Raw genomic sequence first — 15,897 nt, forward strand, 5'->3', positions numbered from 1 at the left:
AGGCTTATTGTGACTAGCTATAAAATATTTCAGCTCGCTTACGCAGAGAATCTGGTCAATCGTTACCAGCAGTTGGCCGGATTGCCTGGATTTGTACTACTTGAAACGAGCGACAGAACTCAGGGGCGTTATGACATTGCAAGTGCTTACCCCTATGATCGTGTGAAAATCCAGTCTGATGTTTCTTGTGTGAATAAGGCTTTTGCGAAATTGCAAGCATTCATTCCGACAACCACATCGATTCTTGATATCCCTTTTCAAGGGGGAGCTATTGGTTACTTCTCCTATGACTTAGGAACAAAACTGGAAAATATATCCTCCTTACCTCAGAACAGTTTAAAAGGGATGCCTTGGCTTAATTTTGGCCTCTATGACTGGGCCATCATCAGTGATCATAAGCTTAAGAAAGCTATACTTTTTTCAGCCAACACTCGTCCGGAAACTGCTGGAATTGTCGACGAAATCTTAACGCGCTGGCATTCGTGTGAGCCTAAGCGAGAAATGTTCAGATTAAGAGGACCGTTTGTTCCTTTAATTTCTAAAGCCTCGTATCGTGAGGCATTCCAATCTATTCATAACGATTTGCAGAAAGGACGGTGTTATCAGGTCAACTATACTCAACCGTTTAATGCCCCTTATGTTGGCGATCCTTGGGAACTGTATAAACAGATCCGCAGTCAGAATCCTGTGCCATATTCTGCGTTCTTACATTATGAAGAGGAAGATATTCTCAGTTTCTCCCCAGAACGTTTTTTACTCCAGGACCAAGAGCGCTTACTTACTTCTCCCATTAAAGGAACCGAGCGACGTGTGAGAGAAATTGAAGAAGATAGACAGCTAAGACAGCGTTTGCTTGCAAGTGAGAAGAATCTAGCTGAAAACGTCATGATTGTTGATTTATTACGCAATGATCTTGGAAAAATTGCTAAACCTGGTTCTGTTCAAGTCAAATCATTATGTGAGGTCCAAAGCTTTAAGGCTGTTCATCATTTAGTAAGCCATATCGAAGCGCTTCGTAGAGATGATGTGGTTGCTGTAGAGGCTTTTAAGGCCTGTTTTCCAGGAGGGTCGATTACCGGCGCACCAAAATTAGAGTCTATGCGTGTCATAGCGGAGCAAGAATTGTATAGTCGTGGACTATACTGTGGGAATATTGCTTATTTTTCTTATCATGGACGTTCTGATAGTAATATTGCTATACGTACGATCACGGCACGTAATCAGATTTTACATTTGGCTGCAGGTGGTGGAATTGTTATTGACTCGAACTGGGAAGATGAATACCGTGAATGTCTTACTAAAATAGCTGCAATTACAAATGTGCTCAACAAAGATAAACAAACCAGATTTGCAAAGAATAGCGTCTGTTCTAGTCGTGCATAATCTGTCGAATGATTCCTTAATCCTCACTGAACGAAGCTTGAGCATGCCCTATCACCCTGGAGAAGTTTGTTTTCCCGGGGGGCGTTGGCAAGAAAAGGATGAGGATTTGTATGCCACCGCGCTGCGGGAGTTGCAAGAGGAGTTAGGTATACCTTCTTCACGTGTGCAATTACAAAGTGCAATGCGTATAGAAGAAACTGCGACAGGTTTCATGATTCAACCATGGCTAGCGTCCATTGATTCCATTGATCCTTATTCTCCTGATCCCAATGAAGTAGCTGAAGTGTTGCAGCTACCTATGAAGGAAGTAAAAAATAGTAATAATTATCAGGAAGTTATTGTAAATCGCTATGGTTTGAGCTTTACAAGTTGCCAATACATCGCCAGCGCGCATTTCATATGGGGTGCGACAGCGCGTATTATGAAGCAATTGGTGAAAGAATTGTAGGTTGGGCCAAGGCCCATAGCCGTCAGGCTAAGAGTTTAAAAGCACTCTCCTTCGCAGAAGTCAAAGGTCAAAAGAGGTTTCTTTTTTGAATCTTTGATAGCAAAGAGGGAGAGATTTTCATAGAAATCATTCAAGAAATGCTTTAATCGATAAGGAGACATGAGGGCGATAATCAATCCAGTAGCCTTGGAACTTAGTTGGTGACAGGCTTTATAAAAAGAGAGTTGTTTGCCTTCTATGTTGCGCATGGGATTGCATAGCAAAAACAAAAGCATCATTGCAATAAACTTACCATAGGTTTCAATAATCACTCGAGCAAACTTTTTAGTTTTGATAGAGTCAATATGCATTAAGGATTTACTTAATTTAAAGAGGAGTTCTACCTGCCATCGTAAAGCATACGTTTGATGAATTGCTTTATTATTGATTTGAGTTTCAGAGGTATTGGTAATATAAATAGACCAACTTTGTAAAGCCAACGATTCCTGGTTTGGTGTGGAACCACGGCGACGATGATCTTTTATAAGTCTTCTCCGCCTTTGCTCGGCAATGACTGGTGGTAATCGTTGAGCGACCAAGCGGACAGGAATTTTATGCGTTGCTCCCATAAGGACCTGCTGAGAAAAGAATGGTGCAGCATTCTCCAAGGTAACGAGTAAATCAAAAGGTTTCTTATCTTGTGTTAGAAGTTTAGTTCCGGTGAGCAAGCGGCTTATGAAGAAAGCGTTTTCTTCCATAATTTTCTTAAACGTGTTCAGTTTAAAATAACCTAAATCCATTAAATAAAGAGCTCCTTTTTCAATAGTATTAAAATAATTATCAAAGCCCTGATCGTTATCACAGCCCGAAGTTAGAGTAAGCTCTTTTATTTGTCCACCAAGATAATCAAACATCATTTGGATTTTCATAGCGGAACTGGATGCGGCTCCGCCACTGCCTTTAAAAAGCTCATTCAGCGCCTGATGTAAGGATATAGTACTGCTATCAATGATGTTAAGGCTACTAAATTGCTCCAATCCTTGGAGTTGAGGTAACTTTTTCATTTGAAAGTGCTTTAAACAGAATAATGAAAAGGCTTTAAGAAATCCGGCTGTTCGTTCGTTAAATCGCTCATGTAATGATTGTTTTTTGATATAAACTTTTTGCGTTTTTACCAATCCACAGAAAAGTTCCAAATTAAAATGTTCTGAAAAACAGAGCGTTATCAATGATTTTATAAAAACACTAGGTGTCAATTTTGAACGGCGTTTCTGAAAACCTGTTTCCTTTCCTATCCGATCCGCTTCATAAGTAAAAAATTTAAAGATTTCTTGAGGAATATTTGATAGGGTATCCAGCAGCATAGAGTCCCTTTTGGTTGTTTTCCTGGCGGGAAAAAATTTAAAAGGGTACTCTAGCTTTTTTTATTATTATTTCAATAAGTTAAACAAACAATTTCTTTCTTAGCCTGACGGCTATGGGCCAAGGCCCAACCTACAAAAATTTGAAGGTATTAAAACTTGGCGGAGAGGCAGGGATTCGAACCCTGGGAAGGTCGCCCTTCAACGGTTTTCAAGACCGCCGCTTTCAACCGCTCAGCCACCTCTCCGATGTGCGAAATATATATCAACATGATTCTCTTTGCAAATGTTTTAAGACTCATTCTTTTTCATGCTGATTCGATGTTTTTACAGTTCGCAAAAGTATCAATGATGGGTATAATGGGCCCAGTTGAAATTAGAACAGACTTCAGTTAGCAATGTTTTTTTAGCGTAAATGGCGATGTAAAAACATGAAGAGATTGAGCGGTTCTAATTATAGCTTTCTGATTTATAGGTGTTATATGAAACGAATTCAAGCGCTGCTCCTTATTGGCCTTTTACTGTCCTTAACGGCTTGTGCAAAAAAATGGTGGCATAAAGATGATGATGACTACAATCCCTATCAGGGTATGAGCGCAAAGCAGTTGCTAACTGAAGCAGAGCGGGCCATCGCTAAAGAGCAATACGAGAGCGCGGCTAAACGACTTGAAGCCATGGAATCAATGTATCCTTTTAGCGATTACGCTGAGAAAGCGCAGATGGATCTTATTTATGCTTATTATAAAAAAGGGGATTTCGCCTCTGCAGCAGCTACAGCAGAGCGGTTTATTCACCTCTATCCGCGGTCTAGAAATGTTGATTACGCTTACTACATGAAAGGATTAGCCAATTTCCAACAACCTCGAGGAACTTTTGCGAATAAGCTTCCCTTAGATGAGTCTTGGCGCGATCCGGGTACCCAAGCCCAAGCCTATTCAGATTTCGCAACACTCGTTGAGAGATTCCCTGATAGCCGTTATAAGCCCAACGCATTGCAACGCATGATCTATCTGAGAAATATGTTTGCTCAACGCGAATTAAATACTTCCAAATATTATTTCCAGCGGAAAATGTACGTTGCAGCAACCGAGAGAGCGAGCTTTTTGATAAAGAATTATCCACAAGCTCCCAGTGCCCAAGAGGCTTTAGCAATTATGTACCATGCCAACAAGGCATTGGGATTAACACAGGCTGCGAACGATGCTCTGACTGTTTATCAATCGACTTATCATCGACAACCTGGACCTATAACGTTTTAAGCAGTTTTGATATACCCCTCACCCGCCGCGCTTATGCGCATCGACCTCTCCCACAAGAGGAGAGGGTAGGGTGAGGGGAAAAATATCATCAAGCCGAATGGGCTATTTGTTGAACATGTTTTTGCGCCAGGGCCGGAGTCAATCCCGCTAATAAATCATTAATCAAGGCTCGTAACTCACCACTGAGTAGAGTAAGAGCAGCATCCCTTTGTTGATATGTCTCTTCCAGCTGTTTTATCTCATTAAATTCATCAATCAAATAGTCCAAACATCGCAAACGCTTGAGTGTGAGATCGTGGGTTAGTGTAAATTGGATGCGTTCATTCCATATCAATGAGATTTCAGCAGCTGCTAACCCTTGGGATAAGAGAGTTAGAATTTCTTCCGCAGGTAATTCATATCCTTTGCAGTTAACGCGTTTCTTCTCATCATCCAAGGAAAATAACAAGCAATCAGAGGCTAATTGCAAAGAGGGAGGGAGTGATTGCGGCTCACTAATCCACTGAGCAAAACGCATGGCTAAATTTTCATGATGACTGACGGGTTCAATGTGAATTCCAGGAAGAGATTTGCGTAAAAAAGATGTTAACTGAGAAGCCTGATTATTGCTTGAAGCATTAACGATGAGGCGATTAGTTGTGCTATCAAGCATGGCAAGGAGTTGTTTTTGAACGCAAAAGGATTTAGGTAATAGTTCAAATTCTAAATCTTCAGCAAGCTGCAATCGCTCAGCTCGTTTTATCGTTCGCTGCTGTTGTGCTTCCAGGGTCTGGATGCGTTCAACCAGTAAACGCTTAATCACACCTCGAGGTAATATACGTTCCTCTTTCCCTAAACACACAAGTGAGCAACCCGCTACTTCCTGCACAAGCTCATCACCGCTTGCAGGAGTCCAACCGTAAATAAATCTGGCATGAGGTGGACATGGTTTGAGGGTTTCTTCAGCCAAGACTGCGGCTAAATCCACGTCCTCTTTCATTTCATACTGATAAATAATTGCGCTGTTGAACCACATAGTATATATCCTCAATAAAAAACTCTGACTCTAGAGATTGTTCATTAAATAGTGTCATTCCCGCGCAGGCGGGAATCCATTTCTGGATAGAGCGAAACGTTAATCAGGATGGCTCCCCGTCTACGCGGGGATGACACGCTGGTAAAACCCTCGACTTTACCAGTAAGCATTTAAAGCTAAGACATAAGAAATAAAATTCGTTGTCTCACGTCCGGTGACTGTAAACCATGGACCAGCAATAATGCCTACATTGGAAGAAAAATTATATTCAATGGCTGGCGCCAAGGTGATCTCTTCGATGTCTCCATGGCCAATTGTCGCTGGCATTCCTGAAGCAAGATTACCGACGATCCCATTAAAACTTGTTGCTCCGCGAGAGGCGTAGTAACTTTCCATAACAGCTACCCAATTTTGCGTTAAGGTGAATTCAGCTGCTACATCAACACTAAACAAATCGCCTGGATCAATTTTTCCTGCAGTTTGTGGAGTCCCACCAAAACTGCTCAAACCACGGATAGATACTTTACTTGCGTGCAAGTAATTCAAGCTCAAACGACTGCGGAGATAATGATTACCAAGTTGACGGAGGTGTTGAAAATTTAAAGCCACCCCTGTCTGGTAACTCCCAAGTCCTGTGGCGTCTGCACCATTGTTTAGGGGATCAAGACCCTCAAACTTCCCTGTAGGAACAATTCCCTGCACAGCAACACGAAGATCGGGTCTCCATTTTGAATCTTTCTGCTCCAAAGCCTGATAACCCAAAATGGCTGATGTATCACCTATGCTTTGAGAGCTAGCTCCTTGGTTGCGGTTATAGACATAAGGCAAGCTATACTGAACATCCATCCGATCGGTTAAACCGTGACTAAAAATAGGGTTACCAATAAAGCTCTCGCTGCGAGGAGTGTGAATTAATTTCCAGTGTCTTGAAAAAACACCGTTATTGACGGTATAAAAACCATAGGTTTCCAAATTGCTATGACCTCTTGGAATGGTATGCCCAGCAGGTGCCAAAAGAGGCCCCGTAAACCATGGGCCAGCCCATGTTTCTGTGGGTAAAGCAACGGATGCCGCTAACAAAGCAGCGGAAAAAGAATTTACAGCAATCTTTATCATTTCAAATCACCTTGCAGCTTCTCAAGACGGTAGTGTAGATTAGCCGACTTTTAACCTTTGGGAAATATATGAGACCAGCTATTTATTTACAAAAAACAAAAGAAAATACGATTAGGCGAGGCCATCCCTGGATTTACCCAAAAGCCATTAAGAAAACAACGGGAAAATTAACGACCGGAGAATTGGTTGACATCTTTACCACTGAAGGGGAGTCCCTTGGGGTAGGGGCATATAATGAAAACTCCCTCTATCGGGTAAGGGTATTAGCACAAACATGGGAAAATATTGATAGCAAGTCTATCGATAAACTTATTCAGCACCGCTTAACTCAAGCTCTTCTTATTCGTGAAAGCTTAAACTTGCCCAATGAGAACACCAATGCTTACCGTTTATTTAACAGTGAAGCAGATGGTTTATCAGGACTAACAATTGATCGGTTTAATCAAATAACCGTTGTAGCTAGTTCAGCGTATTGGGTTGAGGCAAACAGAGAAGTCATTTCTAGCTGTATTAATGAGCGCTTGCCCGGTGAAATGATCTGGATTCCACAACAAAAACCTCTCATGCAAGATGGTTGGCGGATCATTGAGGAAAAAAACATAATGGCTAGTACCACCGTTGTGGAGGCTGGGATTATTTTCTATGTAGATTTTTCCCAGGTGCAAAAGACAGGCTTATTTCTTGATCAACGCGAAAATCATCAGCGCATAGCAGCCTTAGCAAAAGGCAAGCGGGTCTTGGATCTCTATTGCTATACGGGTGGTTTTGCTTTGCATGCTGCCAAGGCGATGGCTAGCACGGTGACTGCTGTGGATAGTTCTGAGCAAGCCATTTTGCAAGCAAAGCATAACGCCAGGCTGAATGACGTGCACAATATTGAATTTGTTGAGGCGGATGCTCGTGATTATTTAGCCAGTGCGGGTAATTACGATGTGGTTATCCTAGACCCACCGAAACTCGTCCCTTCGCAGCAGCATTTGCAACGAGCAAAAAATTATTATCGTTTCCTCCATCGAGAACTGTTTAAAGCAATGCAGGAAGGCTCATTGTTAATGACTTGTAATTGCTCAGCAGCATTATCCACACAGGATTTTACTGCTTTAGTAAGTAGTCAAGCTGCGGCAGTTGGAAAGCAGGCACGTGTTTTAGGCATCTTTGGACCAGCAAGTTGCCATCCTACGCTACCAGCATTTCCTGAGGGTAATTATTTAACGGCAGTGTTGATTGCAGTTGTTTGAGTTATCCTCAAGATTCGGGAAGCTACGCTCAGGTCCTTAACTTGATGATGGGCTCTGAATCTTGAGGAGGAGTTGGAAACAGCTAGCAATCGTTCGTGTGACGTTTTTGCAAGCATTCTAATACCTCATAAAAACTCACTTCACAGGCTTGCAACAAAACGAGCAAATGGTAAAGCAGGTCAGCGGATTCATTAATTAATTCATTTTGATTTTGTGTTAAAGCAGCAATCACAGTTTCTACAGCCTCCTCACCTACTTTCTGAGCACAACGCTCAATCCCTGATGTAAGCAATTGTGTTGTATAACTGTCCTTCGTTTTCTCCACACTACGCTGCAGAATAAGCTCAATCAAAGCCTGTAAAAAACTTAATTTTGCGGTCGTGGTAACCTGAAAACAACTTTGGAAGCCCAGGTGACATGTTGGACCCTTGGGCTTTACATGAATTAAGAGACTGTCCCCATCGCAATCAGTGGCAATTGACTCAACAAACATGGTATTACCAGACGTTTCTCCTTTGCGCCATAGACGTCCTTTGCTACGGCTATAGAAGGTGAGTTGTTTTGTTTCCAGAGTTATCCCTAACGCTTCTTGATTCATGTATCCCAGCATGAGTACATTGCCCGTATTGCTATCCTGGATGATGGCAGGAATTAAACCATTCATCTTCTGCCAGTCTAAATTAGTAAGTTGTGCGCTATTCATAACCTTACCTCAATATCATTGTTGGCGAGCGTTCGCTTAACGTCTTTAATACTTAATATCTTGTCATGGAACACAGAAGCTGCCAGTGCACCATCTACCTTCGTTTGTTTAAAGACTTGAACAAAATCATCAAGTTGACCAGCACCTCCGGAGGCAATCAAAGGTACGTGCGTTATTGAGCGAATCAATAACAATTGCTCGAGATCGTAACCCTTACGCATGCCATCAACATGCATGCAATTAAGAACAATTTCACCAGCCCCTCTATTCTGTACTTCTTTTACCCAGTCCAGGGTTTTGCGTCGAGAATTCTTGCTTCTCTTTTCATCACCTGTGTATTGGTAGACATAAAAATCATCGTCTATCCACTGACTATCCACGCCAATAACAATACATTGACTGCCAAAAATACGACTCAATTGATCAATTAAATTTGGATTTTCCAGGGCAGGGCTATTGATGGATAACTTATCTGCCCCAGCATTCAAAATTTTCCTGGCTGTATCAAGATTGCGAATTCCACCTGCGACCGTAAATGGAATACTGATGGTGCTGGCAACCTGATTAATCCATCTGGGACAAACAGCACGTCCATCAGCACTGGCAGTGATGTCATAAAATACCAATTCATCGGCACCTTGTTGGGAATAGGATGTTGCTAAAGGCAAGATTTCACCGACCACTCTATGGTTGCGAAATTTTACCCCTTTCACCACCTGATTATTTTGTACATCCAGGCAAGGAATGATGCGTTTAGCTAACATAATGCGTAAGTCCTGATAAATAGTTTGCCAAGTCAAAGTCAGTTTCATAAAGCATGCGTCCGAGGATGGCAGCTTTTAATTTAAGAGAGGCGAGCACCTTTAGATCCGCTATGTTGCGAATTCCCCCCGAAGCTTGCCAATGAACCTCGGGAAAGCGTTCCACGGCTTGGGCATAGAGCGTGAAATTAGGACCGTTCATCATGCCATCACGGGCAATGTCAGTACACAAAACGTCTTTAATGCCGAGTAGCTGATAATAACTGACTACTTCCCATAAATTGTTGTTGGTTGATGTTTGCCAACCATGAATAGCAGGTCGGGGCACGCCATCTTCGATATTAACGTCCAGGGCCAAAACGATATTTTCTGCTCCTATTTCTTTAATGATTTGTGATACAAGATGCGGATTGCTATGAGCAATACTGCCAATGACCAGCTTATTGACTCCCGCATTAAAGCAAGCTTGGGCGCTAGCTAAGGTACGAATCCCACCTCCGACTTGTAGCGTTAGACCAGGGATTTTTAGCATTCGAATCAAAGCCAGTTGCTGTATATCCCCTGATTTAGCGCCATCAAGATCCACGAGATGCAAGCGTTGTGCACCTTGCTTTGCATAGTGCTGCGCCAGTTTTATTGGTGAGTCCTTATAAACCGATACCCGATTGAAATTGCCTTGTTGTAGACGCACGCATTTGCCTTGTTGCAAGTCAATTGCTGGAATAACTAACATCTTTTCTCCGATTGCAAAAAATTATTAAGTAATTTAAGCCCTACATCTGCCGATTTCTCGGGATGAAATTGCATTCCGTAAATGTTTTTATACTGCACAATGGCTGTAAATGACTGACTGTATTGACAGCCAGCTAAGGCATAATCAGTAGTTAAAAGGGCATAACTGTGGACAAAATAAACATAGTCGTTTGCATGCAACCCTTGCGCTAGCGGGGATGCTTTATGCCAAAGCAAACGGTTCCATCCCATATGAGGGACGGGGTAATCTGTTTTACCGGGTAGACGTTTTGCGCAGCCGGGAATGAGTTTTAAGCAATCGACATCATCTTCCTCGCTATGCTCAAGTAACAACTGCATCCCAAGACAAATGCCTAAAATGGGTTGCGATAGTTGTGGCAATATCTCCGTTAGGTGATGGTAGCGCAAGGCCTGCATTGCAACTCCGGCAGCGCCTACTCCTGGCAGGATAATGTGACTTGCTTTTTCAAGATCTTGGGCATTGTGAGTCAACATGTACTGATAGCCTAGTCGACTAATAGCATTGGTAAGTGAGGTTAGGTTATTTCCGGTCACATCAATAACAGCAATCATAGGATCCCCTTAGTCGAAGGTAAATCAGTGTCACATTGAGCACAGGCTTGCCGTAAGGCTCGCCCTAGGGCTTTAAAGCAAGATTCAATCATGTGGTGGTGATTTTGACCCTTAACATTGACGTGGATGGTTGCGTTTAAGCTATTGGCAAAGGAATGAAAAAAATGCGGTACCATCTCAGTGGCCATGCCACCCACAAACTCGCGCGTGAATTGTCCTTCAAAGACACAATAACTGCGTCCGCTCAGATCAATCACCACGGTGGCTAGAGATTCATCCATAGGTAGCGTAAATCCATAGCGCGCAATGCCCAGTTTATCGCCCAAGGCTTTTTTTAGAGCTTCCCCCAGAGCAATGGCGCTATCCTCGATGAGATGATGCTCATCAACGTCCACATCACCTTTTGCCTTAACACATAAGCTAAAACCTCCATGTTTTGCTACTTGTTCCAGCATATGACTAAAAAAGCCAATGGGTGTATCGATCTTACTAGGCGCTTCTTTATCCAGAGTTAAGCTCAGCTCTAGCAAGGTTTCTTTTGTTCGGCGAACAATGGTTGCTGTGCGCTCACGGTTCAAAATGACTCGGGTAATTTCTTGCCAGCCATGACTGGATGTAACTGGAAGAAAAGCTATACCAAGATTTTCTGCAAGTTCCCTGTCAGTGTCTCGGTCGCCAATGACCCAAGAATTATCGCGATCAATGGTTGTCTGTTGTAAAAAATTAATCAATAGGCCCGTTTTGGGTTTACGACAATTGCAATTCTCAGCTGCTTTATGAGGACAAATGAAAATCTCACGAAAGTAAATGGCTTGCGAGGCAAATAATTGCAGCACAAAATCATGGCAGCTTTGAAAATTCACTTGCGGGAAACTCTCTGTGCCAAGTCCATCCTGGTTGCTGACCATGACCAAGGTAAAACCTGCTTTAATCAGAGCAAGTAATGAAGGGATAACAGATGAGCACAGCCGGATCTTGTGGAGTTCATCCACTTGAAAATCCTCTGGTTCTTCAATGAGCGTACCGTCTCTGTCAATAAATAACACTTTTTCCATCTCATTATCCTAGTCGGGAGTAAAAGCAGCGAGTGCATTTAGCAACTGCCTGTTTTGTGATTCGTTACCTACTGTAATACGCATCATGTTCTTCAGTGGCTCATGCGCAAAATAACGTACGGCGATGTCCTGATTGGCAAAATGCTGCATAAGTGAATGCGCGTAAGGACTTTTAACCAAAATAAAATTGGTTCGTGTGGGGAAAATGTGTTCTATCCAGGGCGATTCTTTTAACTGCCGCATTATGTCGGCACGTGCTGTTAGAATTCGCTGCACATTGGTAGTGAACCAATCTTTGCTGATTAATGCCGTTTTGGCCAATTGGATGACCGCAGACGATAGGGTATAAGGTGCCATGGCATTTTTTAAAGCTTCGATGACTTGAGCTCGTCCAATAACTGCTCCGAGGCGTAAGCCTGCCATGCCATAAGCTTTGGATAACGTGCGTAATATAATTAAGTTATCAAAAGATGAGAGTAGGGTGGTTGCACTTGGCGCTTCGGCAAAGTCGATATAAGCTTCATCAACAACGATCACCGCCTTGTTTCTAAAATACTCACATAGCTCTGCTATCATTACTAACTCCAGCATATTTCCTGTGGGATTGTTAGGTTGGCATAGGATGATAAGCTTGCAATTGGGTTGCCATGCGACGATTAATTGGTCCATCGCTAGTGAAAAATTATTCTCAACTATCAGCGGACAGTTAATTATCTTGGCTTGTTGTAAATGAGCATAAAAAGCATACATTGGAAAAGTGGGGGGGCATTGCAAAACACTATCAATGCCTGCACGTAAAAAGACACGCATGATGAGATCAATGCCATCATCACTCCCTCTTGTCAGAACCATCTCTTCGCTTTTTATTTGATAGTGAGCAGCCATAAGCATTTGTAGTTCCTGCTGCGCTCGTCCATTGGGATAATGATTTAAACAAACATTTTCCATCGTCACTGGAGACCAGGGCAATTCATTGGCATGCAGCCGACAGCCTAAATCATCACCTGTAGGGATATAGGGATTAATTATCTTTAAGTCTGGACGAATCAAATCTAATACGGACATCTCCACTCCTAAGGGGTTGTAAAATTTTCAGTTTGCAGTTCGGAATGCAAAAAGTCCATGCGCAATTTCACCGCACTGGCATGAGCATCTAACCCCTCAATCAAGGCCAACGTTTGTGCTGCTTCACCTACTGCGCAAATCCCTTGCTTAGTAACACGTTGAATCGTTAAAGCCTTCAGAAAATCTAACGTTCCGAGACCACTGTGATTGCGAGCATAACCATTCGTGGGCAGAACATGATTGCTGCCAGTAACGTAATCTCCGAGTGTTTCTGCTGCCCAACCGCCAACAAAAATAGTGCCTGCAGCGGTTATTTTGGATAACCAGCGAGTGGCGTCAGAGCGATTAAGAATTAGATGTTCTGGTGCATAGGCATTAATTATTTTGATTTGCTCAATGTCTTGAGAACAAAGGAGAATGCAGCTATGTTGTAAGGCTTCTTTTATAATATTTTTTCTAGATAAATTACTGAGTTGTTGAACAACAAGTTGTCTAACCCTATTAGCAAATTGCTCACTCTCACAGAGCAAAATGACTTGTGAATCCACCCCATGTTCTGCTTGTGCAAGCAAATCAGCGGCAACAAAAGCAGGATTTGCTTCATCATCTGCAGCGATCATCACCTCTGATGGTCCAGCAGGCATATCAATGGCAGCCCCAAGAGGGTCTATTGCAACTTGATTCTTGGCTTCAGTGACAAAGCTATTACCAGGTCCGAATATCTTGTCTACTTTGGGGATTGATTCTGTCCCATAAGCCATGGCTGCAATGGCTTGGGCACCACCAACCTGATAGATCGTATCTATGCCGCATAGTCGTGCTGCAACCAATAGATGAGGGTCAAGAGAACCTCCTTGATTGGGAGGAGTACATAATATTTTGCTAGGACAACCTGCTACCTTTGCTGGGATAGCCTGCATTAGGAGTGAGGAGACTAAGGGCGTTTTATTGCCTCCCGGAATATATAAACCTACTTTGTTGATTGGTCTGTAAATGCGTTCAATCGCTATGCCTGTTGTCGTCACAATTTCTTTAGGTTGGGGTATAAGCTCCTCATGATAGGCGGTGATGGTATCAATGGCTGTTGTTAAAGCGGCCATGGCTACAGGAGAAATCTCAGCTTGTACGATAAGATCCATGGGCACTTGTAACGTTTCTAAATCAATACCATCAAACGCTCGAGTGAGTGCTCGTAGAGCTCTATCGCCATCCTTTTTTATTGTGGTGATAATTTCTTCAACCTGCGTCTTAAAGTGCTGATTTTGTTTGGGCCTAGCCAATGTTTGCTTTTTTTCTTCTGGGGACAGGGTTTGCCATGCATGAATATTTAACATCAACTCACTCCAACATTTTTTCAATCGGTAAGACCAGAATGGAGCTGGCACCAAGTGATTGAATGGTTTCTAAGGTATTCCAGAAAATTCTTTCACTGGAAACAACGTGTACAGCTACTTTTTCAGAGTGAGGCAAAGGAATGATAGTCGGAGATTCTGCTCCTGGTAGTCGTTGACAAATTCGTTCCAATGCCTGTTTGGGGGCATGAAAAAGGATATATTTACGTTCCAGTGCTTGTTGAACGGCTTGGATGCGACGTTGTAACATCACGAATAAATCTTCGAATGTTTCCTCAGCAACGTCCTGGGCTCGAATAAAGGTGGCTTGACTGGCTAACACAGTATCAACTTCAACGAGTTTATTTTCTTCTAAAGTTTGACCACTGGATACTAAATCGCAAATCGCATCCGCCATGCCCATTCGTGGTGCCACTTCGACAGAACCTGAAAGAACTAGCGTTTCAGCACAGATCTTGTGTTGTTCTAGGTATTGGCCCAACAAACGGGGATAGCTCGTTGCTATTCGCTTTCCTTCCAGGCTGCCTGGCCCCTGATAATCAACATTTTCCGGGACGGCAATAGTGAGACGGCAACGACAGGTGTCAAGGCTTAACAAGGTTGTATATCTTTTGTTGGCAGCTGACAAGGCAGCTTCAAACAATACATTTTCTCCAACAATGCCACCGTCGCAGAGGCCATCAAAAATCAAAGTAGGTATATCGTCATCACGTACGAAAAGTAAATCGATAGGGAAATTATCAACGTGGGTAAGTAATGCATTCTCTTTTAAGCGGAATTTAAGGCCACAGCGTTCTAACAAACTTAGCGACTCTTGTGCCAGACGGCCTTTTTTTTGCAAAGCCAGACGTAAACGTTTCTTCACGATTGCTCCAAACGATCAGCAATTAATTGATAGCCGCCGCTGCCCAAAGTAAGACAACGAGCTACACGAGTGATTGTGGTAACACTAACTCCTGTCTGTTCATGTATTGTGCGATATGGCATGTTTTGTCGTAAAAAGGGCACCACTTGCCAACGATCAGCCATGGCTTCAATTTCTGCTGGTGTGCATAGATCAGTAAAAAATGCCAAAGCTTCCTCCTTATTTTTGAGTAAGCTAATTGCATGCATGAGTTCATGAATGGAATGTTGTGTAGTGGAATGTATTTTCATAATGCTGTGTTAACGTAATATAACATTAATTCATTGTAACAGGGGCGGTTTAAATTTGTCAAATAAATTTGACAGCACCCAGGTTTTAGGTTGAGATGATATTTTTTCGGGAGTGGGGGAGAAGGAATGTTATTGGAAAAAGACAAATCCTGTTTGCTGCTTGTTGATGTCCAGGAAAAACTGGCGCCTCTGGTAAAGGATGCAGAAAATATGCTCTCTCGTTGCCAATGGATGATCCGTTTGGCTGCCGAATTACAAGTTCCTTTATTGGTAAGTGAACAATACCCTAAAGGTTTGGGGCCGACGATTGAACCATTAAAGAGCCTGGTAATCAATCAAAAAAGAATTGCGAAAGTACATTTTTCTTGCTTTCGCGAACTTACGTTTAAACATCAGCTCGAAGCCTTAGAGAGGCAGCAGCTAGTATTGATAGGAATAGAAACACATGTTTGTGTGTTGCAATCGGCAATCGATCTAAAAGATGCTGGTTATGATGTCTTTGTCGTTGTTGATGCTGTAAGCAGCCGTTTTGAACTTGACCATAAGTATGGACTCAAGCGAATGAAGCAAAGAGGAGTGCAGTTGGTGACATCAGAAATGGTGTTTTTTGAATGGGTAGAGCAGGCAGGCACAGCAGAGTTTAAGGCTTTGAGTAAAGCGTATTTGATGTAGATTGGGGGA

General features: G+C 42.6%; 17 protein-coding genes and 1 tRNA gene. 5 read left to right on the forward strand and 13 right to left on the reverse strand.

Going from position 1 to position 15,897, the window contains the following annotated elements:
* The first annotated feature begins 9 nt into the window (after positions 1-9).
* Both pabB and CKV79_RS06070 read left to right on the forward strand, forming a co-directional pair.
* Complete coding sequence (gene pabB / locus CKV79_RS06065; protein ID WP_051546197.1) at positions 10-1,383, forward strand: aminodeoxychorismate synthase component I; 1,374 nt, start codon at positions 10-12, stop codon at positions 1,381-1,383.
* Positions 1,319-1,831, forward strand: a complete 513-nt coding sequence (locus CKV79_RS06070) for an NUDIX hydrolase (protein WP_028373724.1) — start codon at positions 1,319-1,321, stop codon at positions 1,829-1,831. The genes pabB and CKV79_RS06070 overlap by 65 nt, the downstream gene beginning before the upstream one ends.
* Before the next feature lie 35 nt (positions 1,832-1,866).
* Here CKV79_RS06070 and CKV79_RS06075 read toward each other — a convergent pair whose 3' ends face one another.
* Positions 1,867-3,174 (reverse strand): IS4 family transposase, encoded by a 1,308-nt coding sequence (locus CKV79_RS06075; protein WP_095141691.1) that lies wholly within the window; start codon positions 3,172-3,174, stop codon positions 1,867-1,869.
* Between the two features lie 157 nt (positions 3,175-3,331).
* Positions 3,332-3,419 (reverse strand) — tRNA-Ser (locus tag CKV79_RS06080).
* A 234-nt stretch (positions 3,420-3,653) separates the two neighbouring features.
* Between CKV79_RS06080 and CKV79_RS06085 the strand changes: the two genes are divergently transcribed.
* Positions 3,654-4,430, forward strand: coding sequence for an outer membrane protein assembly factor BamD (locus CKV79_RS06085; protein ID WP_028373151.1), 777 nt, complete (start codon positions 3,654-3,656; stop codon positions 4,428-4,430).
* Positions 4,431-4,518: 88 nt separating this feature from the next.
* Here CKV79_RS06085 and CKV79_RS06090 read toward each other — a convergent pair whose 3' ends face one another.
* Together CKV79_RS06090 and CKV79_RS06095 are read right to left on the reverse strand one after the other, a co-directional pair.
* Positions 4,519-5,445 carry a recombination-associated protein RdgC gene (locus CKV79_RS06090; RefSeq protein ID WP_028373150.1) on the reverse strand — a complete coding sequence of 309 codons (927 nt, stop codon included), beginning with the start codon at positions 5,443-5,445 and terminating at the stop codon, positions 4,519-4,521.
* Positions 5,446-5,601: 156 nt separating this feature from the next.
* On the reverse strand, positions 5,602-6,561 hold the full coding sequence (locus CKV79_RS06095) for a hypothetical protein (RefSeq protein ID WP_081778067.1): 960 nt from the start codon (positions 6,559-6,561) through the stop codon (positions 5,602-5,604).
* Positions 6,562-6,629: 68 nt separating this feature from the next.
* Between CKV79_RS06095 and CKV79_RS06100 the strand changes: the two genes are divergently transcribed.
* Positions 6,630-7,799 carry a class I SAM-dependent rRNA methyltransferase gene (locus CKV79_RS06100; RefSeq protein WP_028373148.1) on the forward strand — a complete coding sequence of 390 codons (1,170 nt, stop codon included), beginning with the start codon at positions 6,630-6,632 and terminating at the stop codon, positions 7,797-7,799.
* An 82-nt stretch (positions 7,800-7,881) separates the two neighbouring features.
* Here CKV79_RS06100 and hisIE read toward each other — a convergent pair whose 3' ends face one another.
* The 9 genes from hisIE to CKV79_RS06145 are packed head-to-tail and all read right to left on the reverse strand — an operon-like array spanning position 7,882 to position 15,216.
* Positions 7,882-8,502, reverse strand: coding sequence for a bifunctional phosphoribosyl-AMP cyclohydrolase/phosphoribosyl-ATP diphosphatase HisIE (gene hisIE / locus CKV79_RS06105; protein WP_028373147.1), 621 nt, complete (start codon positions 8,500-8,502; stop codon positions 7,882-7,884).
* On the reverse strand, positions 8,499-9,266 hold the full coding sequence (gene hisF, locus CKV79_RS06110; protein ID WP_028373146.1) for an imidazole glycerol phosphate synthase subunit HisF: 768 nt from the start codon (positions 9,264-9,266) through the stop codon (positions 8,499-8,501). Before hisF ends, hisIE begins: the two co-directional genes overlap by 4 nt.
* Positions 9,256-9,996, reverse strand: coding sequence for a 1-(5-phosphoribosyl)-5-[(5-phosphoribosylamino)methylideneamino]imidazole-4-carboxamide isomerase (gene hisA, locus CKV79_RS06115; protein ID WP_028373145.1), 741 nt, complete (start codon positions 9,994-9,996; stop codon positions 9,256-9,258). Before hisA ends, hisF begins: the two co-directional genes overlap by 11 nt.
* Complete coding sequence (hisH, locus tag CKV79_RS06120) at positions 9,990-10,589, reverse strand: imidazole glycerol phosphate synthase subunit HisH (RefSeq protein WP_028373144.1); 600 nt, start codon at positions 10,587-10,589, stop codon at positions 9,990-9,992. The genes hisA and hisH overlap by 7 nt, the downstream gene beginning before the upstream one ends.
* A complete protein-coding gene (gene hisB / locus CKV79_RS06125; protein WP_028373143.1) occupies positions 10,586-11,644 on the reverse strand; it encodes a bifunctional histidinol-phosphatase/imidazoleglycerol-phosphate dehydratase HisB in 1,059 nt (352 codons plus the stop codon). Before hisB ends, hisH begins: the two co-directional genes overlap by 4 nt.
* Positions 11,645-11,653: 9 nt before the next feature.
* The gene (hisC, locus tag CKV79_RS06130) at positions 11,654-12,709 is read right to left on the reverse strand and encodes a histidinol-phosphate transaminase (RefSeq protein WP_028373142.1); all 1,056 of its coding nucleotides are present in this window, start codon (positions 12,707-12,709) and stop codon (positions 11,654-11,656) included.
* An 8-nt stretch (positions 12,710-12,717) separates the two neighbouring features.
* Entirely contained in the window at positions 12,718-14,043 is a 1,326-nt protein-coding gene (hisD, locus tag CKV79_RS06135) for a histidinol dehydrogenase (protein WP_028373141.1), read from the reverse strand.
* A 4-nt stretch (positions 14,044-14,047) separates the two neighbouring features.
* Positions 14,048-14,926 (reverse strand): ATP phosphoribosyltransferase, encoded by an 879-nt coding sequence (hisG, locus tag CKV79_RS06140; RefSeq protein ID WP_028373140.1) that lies wholly within the window; start codon positions 14,924-14,926, stop codon positions 14,048-14,050.
* Positions 14,923-15,216: a YerC/YecD family TrpR-related protein gene (locus tag CKV79_RS06145; protein ID WP_028373139.1), complete on the reverse strand. Its 294-nt coding sequence runs from the start codon at positions 15,214-15,216 to the stop codon at positions 14,923-14,925. Before CKV79_RS06145 ends, hisG begins: the two co-directional genes overlap by 4 nt.
* 126 nt (positions 15,217-15,342) lie before the next feature.
* On the opposite strand from CKV79_RS06145, the gene CKV79_RS06150 reads away from it, so the two are divergent.
* Positions 15,343-15,888 (forward strand): hydrolase, encoded by a 546-nt coding sequence (locus CKV79_RS06150; protein ID WP_028373138.1) that lies wholly within the window; start codon positions 15,343-15,345, stop codon positions 15,886-15,888.
* The last annotated feature ends 9 nt before the right edge of the window (positions 15,889-15,897 follow it).

The sequence above is a fragment of the Legionella lansingensis genome (assembly GCF_900187355.1).
Taxonomy (GTDB): domain Bacteria; phylum Pseudomonadota; class Gammaproteobacteria; order Legionellales; family Legionellaceae; genus Tatlockia; species Tatlockia lansingensis.